Source organism: Paraburkholderia youngii (genome assembly GCF_013366925.1).
Taxonomy (GTDB): Bacteria; Pseudomonadota; Gammaproteobacteria; order Burkholderiales; family Burkholderiaceae; genus Paraburkholderia; species Paraburkholderia youngii.
The window spans coordinates 6,700,639-6,716,031 of the sequence record NZ_JAALDK010000001.1 but is presented as its reverse complement, the minus strand read 5'-3'; the positions used below and the strand labels follow the sequence as shown (position 1 = coordinate 6,716,031).

At 65.4% G+C, this 15,393-nt stretch carries 14 protein-coding genes; 3 read left to right on the top strand and 11 right to left on the bottom strand.

What is annotated here, in order from left to right; all coding sequences use genetic code 11:
• Positions 1 to 6: 6 nt before the first annotated feature.
• The 7 genes from G5S42_RS30675 to pilM form a co-directional block, all read right to left on the bottom strand.
• Positions 7 to 1,194 (bottom strand): deoxyguanosinetriphosphate triphosphohydrolase, encoded by a 1,188-nt coding sequence (locus tag G5S42_RS30675; RefSeq protein ID WP_312883647.1) that lies wholly within the window; start codon positions 1,192 to 1,194, stop codon positions 7 to 9.
• Positions 1,195 to 1,353: 159 nt separating this feature from the next.
• Positions 1,354 to 2,439: a 3-dehydroquinate synthase gene (gene aroB, locus G5S42_RS30670; RefSeq protein ID WP_176110116.1), complete on the bottom strand. Its 1,086-nt coding sequence runs from the start codon at positions 2,437 to 2,439 to the stop codon at positions 1,354 to 1,356.
• On the bottom strand, positions 2,439 to 2,990 hold the full coding sequence (locus tag G5S42_RS30665) for a shikimate kinase (RefSeq protein WP_026228368.1): 552 nt from the start codon (positions 2,988 to 2,990) through the stop codon (positions 2,439 to 2,441). The genes aroB and G5S42_RS30665 overlap by 1 nt, the downstream gene beginning before the upstream one ends.
• A gap of 114 nt (positions 2,991 to 3,104) precedes the next feature.
• A complete protein-coding gene (locus G5S42_RS30660) occupies positions 3,105 to 4,823 on the bottom strand; it encodes a type IV pilus secretin PilQ (RefSeq protein WP_176110115.1) in 1,719 nt (572 codons plus the stop codon).
• Complete coding sequence (locus G5S42_RS30655) at positions 4,820 to 5,755, bottom strand: hypothetical protein (RefSeq protein ID WP_176110114.1); 936 nt, start codon at positions 5,753 to 5,755, stop codon at positions 4,820 to 4,822. Before G5S42_RS30655 ends, G5S42_RS30660 begins: the two co-directional genes overlap by 4 nt.
• The gene (locus G5S42_RS30650; RefSeq protein ID WP_176110113.1) at positions 5,752 to 6,447 is read right to left on the bottom strand and encodes a fimbrial assembly protein; all 696 of its coding nucleotides are present in this window, start codon (positions 6,445 to 6,447) and stop codon (positions 5,752 to 5,754) included. The genes G5S42_RS30655 and G5S42_RS30650 overlap by 4 nt, the downstream gene beginning before the upstream one ends.
• Positions 6,444 to 7,433, bottom strand: a complete 990-nt coding sequence (gene pilM, locus G5S42_RS30645; RefSeq protein WP_176110112.1) for a pilus assembly protein PilM — start codon at positions 7,431 to 7,433, stop codon at positions 6,444 to 6,446. Before pilM ends, G5S42_RS30650 begins: the two co-directional genes overlap by 4 nt.
• Before the next feature lie 249 nt (positions 7,434 to 7,682).
• Here pilM and G5S42_RS30640 point away from each other — a divergent pair, with 249 nt between their 5' ends.
• Positions 7,683 to 10,079, top strand: a complete 2,397-nt coding sequence (locus tag G5S42_RS30640; RefSeq protein ID WP_176110111.1) for a penicillin-binding protein 1A — start codon at positions 7,683 to 7,685, stop codon at positions 10,077 to 10,079.
• A gap of 100 nt (positions 10,080 to 10,179) precedes the next feature.
• Here G5S42_RS30640 and cyaY read toward each other — a convergent pair whose 3' ends face one another.
• Entirely contained in the window at positions 10,180 to 10,500 is a 321-nt protein-coding gene (gene cyaY / locus G5S42_RS30635) for an iron donor protein CyaY (protein WP_176110110.1), read from the bottom strand.
• A gap of 35 nt (positions 10,501 to 10,535) precedes the next feature.
• Between cyaY and lptM the strand changes: the two genes are divergently transcribed.
• On the top strand, positions 10,536 to 10,877 hold the full coding sequence (gene lptM, locus G5S42_RS30630; RefSeq protein WP_176110109.1) for an LPS translocon maturation chaperone LptM: 342 nt from the start codon (positions 10,536 to 10,538) through the stop codon (positions 10,875 to 10,877).
• Between the two features lie 9 nt (positions 10,878 to 10,886).
• On the top strand, positions 10,887 to 12,149 hold the full coding sequence (gene lysA / locus G5S42_RS30625) for a diaminopimelate decarboxylase (protein ID WP_176110108.1): 1,263 nt from the start codon (positions 10,887 to 10,889) through the stop codon (positions 12,147 to 12,149).
• Between the two features lie 120 nt (positions 12,150 to 12,269).
• Here the strand turns inward: lysA and msrQ are convergent, their stop codons facing one another.
• The 3 genes from msrQ to ccsB form a co-directional block, all read right to left on the bottom strand.
• Positions 12,270 to 12,971, bottom strand: coding sequence for a protein-methionine-sulfoxide reductase heme-binding subunit MsrQ (gene msrQ, locus G5S42_RS30620; RefSeq protein WP_176110107.1), 702 nt, complete (start codon positions 12,969 to 12,971; stop codon positions 12,270 to 12,272).
• A 10-nt stretch (positions 12,972 to 12,981) separates the two neighbouring features.
• Positions 12,982 to 13,977, bottom strand: a complete 996-nt coding sequence (gene msrP / locus G5S42_RS30615) for a protein-methionine-sulfoxide reductase catalytic subunit MsrP (RefSeq protein ID WP_176110106.1) — start codon at positions 13,975 to 13,977, stop codon at positions 12,982 to 12,984.
• A 206-nt stretch (positions 13,978 to 14,183) separates the two neighbouring features.
• Positions 14,184 to 15,392 (bottom strand): c-type cytochrome biogenesis protein CcsB, encoded by a 1,209-nt coding sequence (ccsB, locus tag G5S42_RS30610; RefSeq protein WP_176110105.1) that lies wholly within the window; start codon positions 15,390 to 15,392, stop codon positions 14,184 to 14,186.
• Position 15,393 lies beyond the last annotated feature (1 nt).

Genomic DNA, 15,393 nt, shown 5'->3' with positions numbered 1-15,393 from the left:
TAACGACTAGTTATCGTCGATCACGAACAGCCGCCGATACTCCTTCAGCGCGTAGCGATCGGTCATCCCCGCGATGTAATGCGCGATCAGACGCGGCTGGCGCGTCGCATCGCTCGATTGATAGTCCGGCGGCAGCAGCCGCGGATCGTCGGTGAACGCGTCGAACAGGCCGACCACGACGCGGCGTGCCTTGTTGGCCATGCGCATCACACGATAGTGGCGGTACATGTTTCTGAACAGAAAGCGTTTGAGCGCCGCGGCCTGCGCGGCGATTGCATCACTGTGCGCGACGAGCGGGGGCGCCGCACGCACGTCGTCGAGTGACGCCGGTGCGTAGCGGGCGAGATTGGCCCGCGTGGTCTCGATCAGATCGACGATCAGCGTATTGATCACGCGCCGCACCGTCTCGTGAATCAGCCGACGTCCTTCGATCTGCGGGTAGTCGCCGCGCGCCGCCTCACAATGCGTCTGCCAGAGCTCCACTTCGGCGAGCTGCTCGAGCGACAGCAGACCGGAGCGCAAACCGTCGTCGACGTCGTGATTGTTGTACGCGATTTCATCGGCGACGTTGGCGATCTGCGCTTCGAGCGACGGTTGACGTCCTTCGAGAAAGCGCTCGCCCAATTCGCCGAGCCGGCGCGCGTTGTCGCGCGAGCAATGCTTGAGGATGCCCTCGCGCGTCTCAAAGCACAGGTTCAGACCGTTGAATGCTCCGTAGTGCTCCTCAAGTTCGTCGACGACCGCGAGACTCTGCAGGTTGTGCTCGAAGCCGCCGTGCTCGCGCATGCATTCGTTCAATGCGTCCTGGCCGGCATGGCCGAACGGTGTATGGCCGAGATCGTGCGCCAGCGAAATCGCTTCGACCAGATCTTCATTGACGCGCAAATTCCGCGCAACCGAGCGCGCGATCTGCGCAACTTCGAGGCTATGGGTGAGGCGCGTGCGAAACAGGTCGCCCTCGTGATTGACGAAGACCTGAGTCTTGTACTCGAGCCGCCGGAACGCGGTGGAGTGGACGATGCGGTCGCGGTCGCGCTGAAATTCGGTGCGCGCGCTCGGCGCGGTTTCCGCATAGCGCCGCCCGCGCGAATGGCTCGAATGCGCCGCGTACGGCGCGAGATGCGCTTCGAGCGCCTGCTGGGTCGGCGCGGGGACGGCGGGTGCGGCGATCGCGGCAGCGGCATCCGCAGCGATGGCCGTGGCGCCGATCGCGCCGTTCCCGGCGCCTGCGCGCGCACTTGTCGAGTCATGCTGGATATCGTCGCTGCGCCTGTCAGTCACCGGGTTCTCCGAAACATGGGCGGCGCCTCGTGACGCGAGTGCGCGAAGCGTGGCTGCAGGGCCGTGCTGAATCTAGACGGCGGCGGCCAGCGTCGCATGCACTTCGGCGTCGGGCGCGCGGGTAATCAGCGTCTCACCGAAACGCTTCAGCAGAATGAACTTGATCGCGCCGCCTTCCGCTTTCTTGTCGATCTGCATCAGCTCGACGTAGCGATCCGTGCCGAGAGCGGGGGCACGCGTGGGCAGATGCGCGGCAAGCACCACGTCGACGAGTCGTTTGCGCGACGCTTCGTCCAGATGGCCGAGGCGCACGGACAGATCGGCCGCCATCACCATTCCGCAGCCGACCGCCTCGCCGTGCAGCCACTCGCCATAACCGAGCCCGGCTTCGATCGCGTGGCCGAACGTATGGCCGAAGTTCAGGATCGCGCGCAGACCGCCTTCGCGCTCGTCCTGCGCCACCACCGACGCCTTGATCTCGCAGGAACGTTTGACCGCCTCGGTCAACGCCGCCGGTTCGCAGCGGTTCAAAGCCTCGATATTGGCCTCGATCCAGGTGAAGAAACCGGCATCGGCGATCGCGCCGGTCTTGATGACTTCGGCGATGCCCGCCGCGAGTTCGCGCTCGGGCAGCGACCGCAATACCCCGATGTCGGCGATCACCGCCTGCGGCTGGTAGAACGCGCCGATCATGTTCTTGCCGAGCGGATGATTGATGCCGGTCTTGCCGCCGACCGACGAATCCACCTGCGACAGCAACGTGGTCGGCACCTGGATGAACGGCACGCCGCGCATGTAGCAGGCGGCGGCAAACCCGGTCATGTCGCCGATCACACCGCCGCCGAGCGCGATCAGCGTGGTCTTGCGGTCCGCGCGCGAGCCGAGCAGCGCGTCGAAGATCAGGTTCAGCGTCTGCAGATTCTTGTGCGCTTCGCCGTCCGGCAGAACGACCGTGGACACCTGCTTGTTCAGCGGCGCGAGCGCCGCGCGCAGCTTGTCGCCGTAAAGCGGATCGACGGTGCTGTTGGTGACGATCGTGACCGAGTTGCCGGCGATATGCGGCTTGAACAGCTCGGTCTGGCCGATCAGGTCGGCACCGATATGAATGGGGTAGGCGCGCTCGCCCAGTTCGACGTTGACGGTAATCATACGGTCCATTATGACGCAGGATGTTTGGCGACGCCGGCCATCTCGAGCTGCATCAGAACCATGTTGACGAGTCCGTTGACCGAAGGCCGGCCGGTTTCGATCACGAAGTGTGCGCATTCGCGGTACAGCGGGTCGCGCACTTCATAGAGCGCTTCGAGGCGAGCCTTGGGGTCTTCCGTTTGCAGCAGCGGACGATTCTTGTCGCGCCGCGTGCGCAGCCACAGGTCATGCGGATTGGCGCGCAGATAGATCACGAGGCCGCGGCTTTTCAGCGCTTCGCGGTTTTCCGGCCGCAGCACCGCGCCGCCGCCGGTCGCGAGCACGATATTGTCGCGCGCGGTCAGCTCCGAGATCACGCTGGCTTCGCGATCGCGAAAGCCCGCTTCGCCCTCGAGCTCGAAGATCACGGGAATGCGCGCGCCCGTGCGCGCCTCGATTTCATGGTCGGAATCGAAGAACGGGCGCTCGAGACGGCGCGCAACCGCCCGACCCACAGTGGTCTTTCCTGCCCCCATGAGCCCTACGAAAAAAACATTGGCGTGTGCGTCCCGCGCTTGCAACGGTGTCCTCTGGCTAATCCGGTGTAGTTCGTGCCGCAGCTTACTGGCAAAGCGGCTGCCTTGTCGAGCCTGCGCGCCGCCGACGGACGGCGGCGCAAGCGTGCCCTATATGCCCTAATTTTCCCGCACCACGCGCGGCGTGATGAAAACCGCCAGTTCACTGCGCGTGTCGCGATGAGTCCGATGGCGGAACAACGCGCCCAGAACCGGTATTTTGCCAAGGATGGGCACCCGCTCGACGTCGTCGCGGTCGTCAGTCTCGTAAATTCCGCCGATCGACACCGTACCACCATCCTCGACCTCGACGCGCGTTTGCACGTGCTTGGTGTTGATCGCGGGCCCGGCGTCGGTCTGCTCGCCGACGCTGTCCTTCGCGACGTCTAGATCCAGCACCACGCGGCCATCCGGCATGATCTGCGGCTCGACCTCCAGTTTGAGCGTCGCGCGGCGAAACTGCACGCCAGATACGCCCTGGCCGACCTTCGCCTGATATGGCAGCTCGGTGCCCTGCTCGACGATCGCCTTCATTCGGTCCGCCGTCACGACCCGCGGGCTCGACACGATTTTCCCATGTCCCTCTGATTCGAGCGCCGAGAGTTCGATATTGAGCAGCCGTGTAGCGTGCGCCGCGAATAGCGTGAGGCCGGCGGTCGCGGCATCGAATCCGGAAATCGGACGGGCCGACAGATCGTACACGGTGCCGTCCGTTCCTCCCGTCAGCCCCCTCGACGTACCATCCGCGCTCGTGCCGGCCAGCGACAGCCGCACCCCGAGATTGCGCGAAAAGCCCTGGTCGCCTTCGACGATCTGCGCCTCGATCAGCACCTGGCGAGTCGGCCGGTCGACGGAGGCGATCAGCGCCGCGATCTGTTCGAGCCGCCCAGCGAGATCGGTGACGAACAGCAGGTTGGTGCGCGGATCGGCAGTGACGGCGCCGCGTTTGGACAGCACGCGCTGGGTGCCGGAACCGGTCAGCAGGCGCCGCACGTCCTCGGCGTGCGCGTAGTGCAGCTCGAAGGTGCGGCTCGCGAGCGGTTCGAGGTCCGCGGCGCGCGCGTGAGCTTCGAAGCGCTGACGTTCGCGCGCGGCGAGTTCGGCGGCGGGCGCGACCCAGATGACGTTGCCGTGGCGCTCCATCGCCAGATTGTTGACGTCGAGCAGCGTGTCGAACGCGGTGCGCCACGGCACCTGATCGAGCCGTATCGACACCGCGCCGCGCACTTTGTCGCTGGCGACGAGGTTCAGGCCGGTGAACTCGGCGAACGCTTTCAGGACTGCGCCGAGTTGCGCTTGCTGGAAGTTCAGCGAAATCGGCTTGTTGCCCGCGGGAAGGCCCGAGTCGGCACCGGCCGCTGCGTCGGCGAGGCGCGGCCGCGGCGGCAGCGGAACCGGCGGGCCCTCGAGACTGGGCGTGCCGGCGCCGTCGTCGCGGGCGGTAACGGCGGGTTGTTTTGGCGACGGTGGCAGGATCTGGCCGTTGGCGGCGTCGTCCGGGGAAGCGTCGGCCGCTATCGCGGCACGCGGGGCAGGCTCGACGGTGTCCGGGTCCGGGGCCGCGCCTGGCGCAGAAACATAGGCGAACGGATTCGCCGCCTGGCCGATGCCGCCGCTCGGCAGCGGCGCTGTCTCGAGGGCGGTATTGGCCGATACGGCTGGATCGTCGAGCGCGGCGTAAGTCGGCAACGGCGGTAGCAACGGTGGCGTCGCTGCCTGTGCGACCCCACCGCCCAGCGTCGCAGCGAAGTAGAGCCCGAAACACAGCCCGCAGACGACACGGACCTCGCGTTCGCCCCGCAACATCGCCACTCTCAATCGCTTGAGTGTGCGCATCATGACGCCTCCGTCTGCATCAGCGTCAGCGTGCGCGTCGCGCCGCCGTTCGCGAGCGTAATGCCTAGCGCGTCGAGCTGCGTGACCCGCTCGACGCCCAGTTGCTGGCCGGCCGCGACAGTCGTCGTGCCGTCTGGCGTGTCGAGCAGGGCGAGCCCGCGGGTACGATCGCGCAGCAAGCCGATAAGCCGCAACTCGGAAACATCGCCCGGCTCGCCGCTCGCGGAGATCTGCGGCTTCGCGAACGGATCGAAAAATACGAGGCCTTCGTCGTCGGCGGCGGCCTCGTCGGCGTCAGCGCTTACGCCGGCGCTCGCAGCCGGGGTCGCGGACGCCGGCCGCAGCGCGTCGTACACCTGCAGCGTCGCGGCCACCGCGAGACCTTTGCCGTCCTGCTTGACGGTCACATCGACGGGAACGATCAGCACCGGCAGTTGCGCTAACCCGTGGAAAAACGCCATCAGGTGGACGAAGTCCGTGCGCGCGGTGAGCTGCAGTTCGCGCTTGCGCTCGACGCCCTCGCCGCTCGCCGCGCCCGGTTCGACCGCGAGCAACAGGACGCCGCTCTGCGTGGCCAGCTCGGAGACGATGCGCACGTCGTCGGCGGAATTCCACTGCACGGCGCTCGACACCGTGGCCGGCATCGCCGCGGCTGCACGGCGCAGCGACGGCAGCTGCGCTAGCGCGTGGCGCGCCTGCGCGAGACGCTGCGTGCCGAGCGCGAGCGCCGCGCGGCTCGCTTCCAGTCCGGCGAGATCGGCCGTGTTCCAGCCGTACGCGCCGAAGGCGAACACCAGCGCGGCGATTGCCGTCGCGACAAGCCAGCGACGGTGCGAGCTCCAAGCCTCGAGCGGCATACGCGCCCGCTTGACCCAGCGTGAAACGAACGCGGCGCCGTACGGTGCACCGCCCGGCTCGAAAAATGTCGTGCTCATCGTGCACCTCCCTTTCGTGCGGCCCGCGACGCGTGCGTCGCTTGGAGCGGCGGTTCGCCCCAGCGCAGGCGCGCATCGAATTCCACTGGTCCGCCAATCGCTGGTTCCGCCGATGCGCCGCCCTTCCCAGTCGGCCGACGTAAATCGCGCATCTCCGCGCCCTGCACGCCGTGAATCGCGCCGAGCCGCTTGAGCCACTCGGCCGACGCGATATGGCCGCTCGAAGTCGCCAGCAATTCGGTCTCGTACTCGCGCTGTCGAAACTGCCGCAACACGATGCGCTCGCCGGGCTCGAAGCTCAGCGCGTCGAGCAGATCGCGCAGATGCGCGAGCGGCCTCGCGAGACTCGCGGCGCGCCCCGCGGCTTCGCGTTGCGCCTGTTCGGCCCGCGACAACTTCGCGTGCTCCGCGAGCGGCGCGGCGAGCGGGGTCAGCGCCTGCTCGACGGCTGCGCGCCGCGCATCCAACCGCGCCGCGGCAAAGCTCTGCCAAGCGGCGACGAGCAGTACGCCCGCGGCACCGACGCACGCCGCCACGGCCCAGTCGCGCATGCAGCGGCGCCGTGCGAGTCGCGCGTTGCGTTGGCGGTACGGCAGCAGATTGAAGCCGCCTAGCCACGGCACAGCGGCACGCTGGTCACACCGATTGGGACTCGCGGCCACGCCAGATGAAAACGACAGAGCGCCCCTCATTCCAGCACCCCACGCAACGCGAGCCCAAACGCGACCGCGCCAGCCGGCTCGTGCAGCAACGCGTCGTCGAGCGGCCGTGCGTGGCTGACGAGCAGCGCGCACTCGAACGGCAGCGCCGAGCAGCCGAGCACGTCGCCAATCTCGGCGAGCGAAAAGCCGACGCCGTCGAGCAGTTCGATTTCGCCGCCGATCAGCGCACAGTCGAACTCCGGCCCCTGCGTGAGATCGCGCAACGCGTCGGCGAGATCGGCATGCTCGGGCGCCGGATAGCGCATCTCGCCGACGTTCGCGCCATCGACGACACTCCAGCCGTACACGCCGTCCGTACCGACCCACACCGCCGCGTACGGTTCGCTCGGGTCGAGTTCGCGACTCGCCGCATGGCGCAGTGCGCGCAATGCGGCGTGCGGTTCGCCATCGATAGCGGACAGCGAAATGCCCGCGGTCGCCGCGCATTCGATCCGCGCTTCCAGATGCTGACGCGAGGTCGCGGCGATCTTCACCGAGCGCTGCGGAGACGGCGTCTCGTCGACGTACCAGTCGACCGCGAGTGCATGACGCTCGAGCCCGGCGATGCGCTCGGCTTCGCCCATCACCGCGGGCGCGAGTCCGGCGAGCGCGACGCCGCCGTCCTCCGCCTCGCAGTCGCTCTGCGCGGCGAGCCGCGCGAGCGGCACTGTCGTCGTGAGCGTGGCCGACGCAGGCACCGCCATCGCGCAGCGCAGCGCGTGCGTCGCGCATACGCGCGGCAAGCCGGCGAACGCATCGCGCAATGCCCGCGAAACGGCCTGCCGATCGACGATCTCGGCGCCCGCCATCACGCCGGCCGCGAGCGGCACCGTGCTGATATGTTCGAGATGCAGCGCACCCCGTGCGCGTTGACTCACCACCACGAGACGCACGTTTTGCGAGCCGACGTCGATGCCGGCGGCGAAACGCTGCCGGCCCTCCCTCACCGCCTGAAGCCATGAATTTCTATAAGCCATACCGCCCTCCCTCTGAACGCGAATAACGAGGGATCATTGTCGGCAGACGCGCGTCCTAACGACATTCAGCCGAATGGCTAACGCGGCTGCGAAGCCGCCCCGAGCGGCATCAAAGCGACTACAGTTGGGACTACAGCGAAGTCGTTCCCGCGCCGCCTGGCATGTGCCGATTGCACGCCATTCGTAAGCCTTCCGAAAGCAGAAAAACCCTGGCGGCTATAATCGCGGGACTGTTTTTCCGGTACTCCTATGCAAGCCACGTCTCCTACGTCTCCGCCGCCCGCGCCGAAAAAGCGCAAACGTCCGTTATGGCTGAAGCTGATCCTCGGCTTTGTCGGCTTGATCGTGGCGGGCATCGTGTCCGTGGCGCTGGTGCTCGGCTATGCGCTCGTCGTCGCGACACCGAACCTGCCGTCACTCGATGCGCTGACCGACTATCAACCCAAGGTGCCGCTGCGAATCTATACGGCCGACCACGTGCTGATCGGCGAATTCGGCGAGGAGCGGCGCGACATCGTGCACATCCAGGACGTGCCCGACAGCCTGAAGAAAGCGATCCTCGCGATCGAGGACGCGCGCTTCTACGAACACGGCGGCGTCGACCTGACCGGCATCGCGCGAGCCGGCATCGTCGCGCTGACCAACGGCCATGCGACTCAAGGCGCGAGCACGATCACGATGCAGGTCGCGCGCAACTTCTTTCTGTCCAGCGAGAAAACCTACACGCGCAAGATCTACGAGATGCTGCTCGCGTACAAGATCGAGTCGAAGCTGAGCAAGGATCAGATTCTCGAGGTGTACATGAATCAGATCTATCTCGGTCAGCGCGCGTACGGATTCGCGAGTGCGGCGCGCGTGTACTTCGGCAAGGACCTAAAGGACCTGACGCTCGCCGAATCGGCGATGCTCGCCGGTCTGCCGAAGGCGCCGTCCGCGTATAACCCGGTCGTCAATCCGAAGCGCGCGAAGGTGCGCCAGGAATACATCCTGCAGCGCATGTACGAACTGCATTACATCACCCCGGAACAGTACGACGAGGCGAGCCGCCAGCGGCTCGTCGTGAAGGGCATGGGCAAGGAGTACAGCGTGCACGCGGAATACGTCGCGGAAATGGTGCGGCAGATGATGTACGCGCAGTACCGCGAGGAAGCCTACACCCGCGGCCTGAACGTCGTGACCACGATCGACTCGGCCGATCAGGACGTCGCCTATCACGCGGTGCGCAAAGGCTTGATGGACTACGAGCGCCGTCACGGCTATCGCGGCCCGGAGGCGTTCATCGATCTGCCGGCCGACGCCGACGAGCGCGAGCAGGCCATCGACGATGCGCTGCTCGAGCATCCCGACAACGGCGAAATCATCGCCGCCGTCGTCACGGCGGCGAGCCCGAAGGAGGTGCAGGCGGCCTTCATCGACGGCAACGTCGCGACGATTCAGGGCGACGGCCTGCGCTATGCGCAGTTCGCGCTCGGCCCGCGCGCGCAGCCGAATCAGCGCATCCGGCCCGGCGCGATCGTGCGGCTCGTGAAGAACGACGAGGGCGACTGGTCGATCACGCAATTGCCGCAGGTGGAAGGCGCGTTCATCTCGGTGGTGCCGCAGGACGGGGCGATCCGTTCGCTGGTCGGCGGCTTCGACTTCAACAAGAACAAGTTCAATCACGTGACGCAGGCGTGGCGTCAGCCGGGCTCGAGCTTCAAGCCGTTCATCTATTCGGCGTCGCTCGAAAAAGGCCTCGGGCCTGCGACGATCATCAACGACGCGCCGCTCTTTTTCAGCGCCGCCGAAACCGGCGGCCAGGCGTGGGAGCCGAAGAACTACGGCGGCGGCTTCGACGGTCCGATGACGATGCGCACCGCGCTGCAGAAGTCGAAGAATCTCGTGTCGATCCGCATCCTGAACCAGATCGGCCCGAAGTACGCGCAGCAATACATCACGCGCTTCGGCTTCGACGCGGATCGCCATCCCGCCTATCTGCCGATGGCGCTCGGCGCGGGCCTCGTGACGCCCCTGCAGATGGCGGGCGCGTTCTCGGTGTTCGCCAACGGCGGCTACCGGATCAATCCTTACCTGATCGCGGAAGTCACCGATCAGCGCGGCGGCGTCGTCGCACAAGCGCAGCCGCTCGTGGCCGGCCGAAACGCGCCGTATGCAATCCAACCGCGCAACGCCTATGTGATGAACAGCCTGCTGCAAAGCGTCGCGCAGCACGGCACCGGCGCGAAGAGCAACGTGCTCAAGCGCACCGATCTCGCCGGCAAGACCGGCACGACCAACGATTCACGCGACGCGTGGTTCGCCGGCTATCAGCACACGCTCACCGCGATCGCGTGGATCGGCTACGACAATCCGCGCAGCCTCGGCGACAAGGAAACCGGCGGCGGCCTCGCGCTGCCGGTGTGGATCGAGTACATGGGTCGCGCGCTGAAGGGTGTGCCAGAGTACAAGATGGCACGCCCCGACGACGTCAGCGAAATCGGCTCGGAGCTTTATTTCGACGATTTCACCCCGGGCCACGGGTTCATCGCAACGGTCGGCGTCAGTCAGGCGACGCTCGACGCCCAGGCGAGCGCCGCGGCCGCCGCGCCGGAACAGGTCGGCGAGCAGGAGAAGCAGGACATCATGAATCTGTTCCGCGGGCACTGAGGCCGCGTCGACGTACTGTTAGAAAGAAAAAACCGCCGCGTTCGTTACGCGGCGGTTTAGCTTTGAGAGCGTCTCGTGCTTCGCGCTCATTGCGCCACGCTCATTGCGCGGCGAACTGCACCGGCTCGCCAGCCTGCTCGGTCGCATACTGCGACAGCGCCGCGAAAAACTCCGAGCCGCTGCGCGTGTCGCGCCATTCGCCGTCGACGAAACGGAAGTGAAAACCACCGGCCTTCGCCGCGATCCAGATCTCGCTCATCGGCGGCTGAAGATTGACGATGATCTTGGTGCGGTTCTCGAATTCGAGCGTCAGAACGTTGCCGCTGCGCTCGAGCTCGATGTCGGCGTCGATGTCGTCGAGCGCGCTCTCGATGGCGGCCAGCACGGCTTCCGCACGGGTCAGGTAATCACTATCGGACATGCTAAACTCCATCGATTATTCATTCAGGGACAGTCATGCGAGTCGTAACTCGGATGCGCGCGGCAGCGCCCGGCCGCGCGATTGTAGCGGTTTTAGCCATTCTCGCAGGTTGTGCGCTCACCGGCTGCGGCCAACGCGGCTCGCTCTATCTGCCAACCGTACCGCCGCTGCCCGCCCCGCCGGCTCACCGCACGCAAACACCGTCGACCGATCAAACGCAACCGGCTAACGGCGCGGCCAACGCGGACTCGATCCCGGACACCTCGGGTACGCCGCTCACGCTCGCCCCCGAAGACCAACTCAAGACGCCGCCCGCTTCGGCGGCATCGGCTCCCGCAGTGCCGCTGCCCGCCTCTGCCGCCCCTTCCGCTCAATAAGACTTTCGCATGACTCGATCCGCATTTGACTACGTCGACGGCGTATTGCACGCCGAAGGCGTGTCCGCCGTTTCCCTCGCCGAGCAGTTCGGCACGCCGCTGTACGTCTATTCGCGCGCCGCGCTCACCGCGGCGTGGAACGCCTATGCGGGCGCCTGCGCCGGGCGTCGCGCGAGCGTGCACGTGGCCGTCAAGGCCAATAGCAATCTGGCGGTGCTGAACGTATTCGCGCGCCTCGGCGCGGGCTTCGACATCGTGTCGGGCGGCGAACTCGCGCGCGTGCTCGCGGCCGGCGGCAAAGCGGAAAACACCGTGTTTTCGGGCGTCGGCAAGCAGGCGAGCGAAATGCGCGACGCGCTCGCGGCGGGCGTCAAATGCTTCAACGTCGAATCGATTCCCGAGCTCGATCGACTCAACGCGGTGGCGGGCGAGATGGGCAAGAAGGCGCCGGTGTCGCTGCGCGTGAATCCCGACGTCGACGCGAAAACGCATCCGTACATTTCCACCGGCCTGAAGACGAACAAGTTCGGCGTCGCGTTCGAGGATGCACGTGCCACTTATCAGGCGGCCGCGGCGATGGCGAATCTCGAGGTGGTCGGCATCGACTGCCATATCGGCTCGCAAATCACCGAAGTCGCGCCTTACCTCGACGCAATCGACAAAGTGCTGGAGCTCGTGGAGCAAATCGAGCAGGACGGCGTGACGATTCGCCATATCGACGTCGGCGGCGGCCTCGGCATCACATACGACGACGAAACGCCGCCGGAAATCGGCGAGTTCGTGCGCACGGTGCTCGATCGCATCGAAGCGCGCGGCCACGGTCACCGCGAAGTCTATTTCGAACCTGGCCGCTCGCTGGTCGGCAACGCGGGCGTGCTGCTCACGCGCCTCGAGTTTCTGAAGCCGGGCGAGGACAAGAACTTCGCGATCGTCGACGCGGCGATGACCGATCTCGCACGCCCCGCGATGTACGACGCGTATCACGCAATCGAGCCGGTCGTGAAGCGCGACGTCCCTGCGCACGTCTATGACGTGGTCGGCCCGGTCTGCGAAAGCGGCGACTGGCTCGGCCGCGAACGGCTGCTCGCGGTCGAGCCCGGCGATCTGCTCGCGATCCGTTCGGCCGGCGCGTATGGCTTCGTGATGAGCTCGAACTACAACACCCGTGCGCGCGCCGCCGAAGTGATGGTGGATGGTACACAAGCGCACGTAGTTCGGGCGCGCGAAGAGATCAGCCAGCTGTTTGCGGGCGAAACGATTCTGCCGGCGTAAACGTCGGGGCTGGCTGCAGAGCCAACGGTAAATGAAGCGCAGCAACAAAAAATGGCGATGCCTCCTCGGCATCGCCATTTTTCTTTGCAGCAACGTGCGTGACGCGAAAGGTTCGCGCAATCACCGTCGGCGCGTTGTCATCCTTCGCTCACGTATCCACACCACCAGCCGCCATCCCAGCAGCGCGATCATCACCGCGCCGTAAATCTTCGGCAGCAGCAGATCGTGCTTGCCCGCCTTCATCCACCAGAAATGCAGGATAGCGAGCGCGCCGATCACGTAGATCGCACGATGCAGCGTCTGCCAGCGACGTCCGAGCTTGCGCACCATCGCGCGCGGCGACGTGACCGCAAGCGCGATCAGCAGCACGAACGCGGCGAAGCCCACCGTGATGAAGGGCCGCTTGCCGATGTCCTTCAGTATCTCCGCCACATCGAACCACTTGTCGAACCACAGGTACGTGGTGAAATGCAGCGTCGCATAGAAGAATGTATAGAGTCCGAGCATCCGACGGAAACGCACGAGCGCGGCGACGCCGGTCAGACGGCGCAGCGGCGTCACCGCTAGCGTGATGCACAGGAACACGAGCGTCCACAGGCCCGTCGAGCGGGTGATGAATTCGATCGGATTCGAACCGAGCCGGTCGGTCAGGCCAAACAGCACGAGGCGTGCGAGCGGATAGAGCGCCGCGACGAAGACCGCGACTTTCGCCGATACGACCCAGCGCGCGCCGCCCGCGGCCCGCGGCTTGGCCGCCGAGATCGGCGCCGTGCGCCGTGTCGCAGGCTCGCTGCGGGTGACAGTTTGCGTGTCGGTTGCCATCGCGCTCGCCTTAGAAGTTCTTCTTCAGGTCCATGCCTTGATAGAGCGATGCGACCTGATCGCCGTAACCGTTGAACATCAGTGTCTTGCGCTTCGGCGTAAAAAAGCCGTCTTCGCCGATACGCCGTTCCGTAGCCTGGCTCCAGCGCGGATGATCGACATTCGGATTCACATTCGAATAAAACCCATATTCGTTCGATGCGTACGTGTTCCAGCTGGTCGGCGGCTGCTTCTCGACGAAACGGATTTTCACGAGCGACTTCGCGCTCTTGAAGCCGTACTTCCACGGCACCACCACGCGCACCGGCGCGCCGTTCTGATTCGGCAGCACCTGGCCGTAGAGGCCCATCGTCAGCAGCGTCAGTGGATGCATCGCTTCGTCCATCCGCAGGCCTTCCGAGTACGGCCACTCGAGTATGGCCTGCGACAACCCGGGCATCTGCGACGGATCGGCGAGCGTGATGAATTGCACGTACTTCGCATTGCCGGTCGGCTCGACGCGTTTAATTAACTCAGAAAGCGAGACGCCGATCCACGGCACCACGATCGACCAGCCTTCGACGCAGCGATGCCGGTACACACGTTCCTCGAGCGGCGCGAGCTTCAGCAGGTCGTCGATGTCATAGACCTTCGGATTCTTGATCTCACCCTCTACGCTCACCTTCCACGGATGCGGCCGCAACGTGCCCGCGCGCTGCGAGGGGTCGGATTTATCGGTGCCGAACTCGTAGAAATTGTTGTAGGTGGTGATGTCCTTGTACGGCGTGATCTTGTCGAGCGCGACGAACCTGGTGTTGGTTTTCGCCGCGAGCTTCTGCGCCTTCGGATCGGGCGACGAGTATGTCGCGAGCGCCTCGCCGCTCACGCCGATCAGGCTGCCGAACGCCATCGCGCCCGCTGCCTGCAGGATGCGTCGGCGGTTCTCGAACACGTGCCGCGGCGCGATTTCGCTGCGCGCGATGTCATCGCCGGTAAGTTGAATCCTATCGCTTCGCTTGATCCACATCGTGCTGCTCCTTGCCGGCCCGCCGCGTCATGCGCGTTGCGGTGCCATATTGATGATCGCCCGTTTGGGGGCGCCTGTCATCCACGGGTACCTGCTCAGCTGCTTGATTGGTGAACACCGGGGCGCGACGAATATTCCGTCCACCATGAAAAAACCGCCGGTGCAAAAGCACACGGCGGTTCTTAGTCGGTTCAGCGCGGCGGATCTTACAGCTTGCCGTAGCTATGCAAGCCCGACAGGAACATGTTCACGCCGAGGAACGCGAAGCTCGTGACCAGCAGGCCCGTCAGCGCCCACCATGCGGCGATAGCGCCGCGCAAGCCCTTCATCAGACGCATGTGCAGCCAGGCCGCGTAGTTCAGCCAGACGATCAGCGCCCACGTCTCCTTCGGGTCCCAGCTCCAGTAGCCGCCCCACGCTTCGGCGGCCCACAGCGCGCCGAGAATCGTCGCGATCGTGAAGAACGCGAAGCCGACCGCGATCGACTTGTACATCACGTCGTCGAGCACGTCGAGCGCCGGCAGACGATCCGCAAGGACGCCGCGTTCCTTCGCCAGATAGGCGACGCCGACCATCGCCGACAGCGCGAAGCTGCCATAGCCGATGAAGTTCGCCGGCACGTGAATCTTCATCCACCAGCTTTGCAGCGCCGGCACGAGCGGCTGGATCTGCTGCGCATCGCGCGAGACCGAGTACCACATCAGGAAGCCGACGGCCGCGCTGATCACGAGCAGCACAAACGCGCCGAGCGCGCGCGTGTTGTAGTGCTGCTCGTAGTACAGATAGAAAAGCGCGGTGATCAGGCTGAACAGCACGAACACTTCATACAGATTCGAAATCGGAATATGGCCGACGTCCGAGCCGATCAGGTACGACTCGTACCAGCGCACCATCATGCCGACGAAACCCATCAGCACCGCCACCCACGTCATCTTCGAGCCGATCGCGGCGCCTGTCGGCGAGCGTGACAGCAGCGCGATCCAGTAGAACACGGTTGCGAAGACGAACAGCGCGCTCATCCACAGGATCGCGGACTGGCTGGAGAGGAAATACTTGAGGAAGAACGCGTTGTCGGCACGGCTCAGATCGCCTTGGTAGATCTGGATCGCAAGCAGCGAAAGAGCGGCGATTGCCACCATCAGCGGACGCACCGGCTTCCAGCGCCAGCCGAGCACCACGAAAACCGGCACTGAGCACACCAGCACCAGTTTGTCGTAGTAGTTCATGAACGGGTAGTAGCGCGACAGCGCAAAGCCGGCGCCCCCGACCAGCGCCAGCGCGAACAGCCAGTCAAAGATACCCTGGCGTTTCAGGAACGGCCGTTCGTCGAATTGCTGGAGTTCGGGCGTGCTGCTCGCAAACGCCTTGTCGGCGCGTGAAGCAGAAGAAGAGGAGGAAACCTGAGTCAAGTCCATG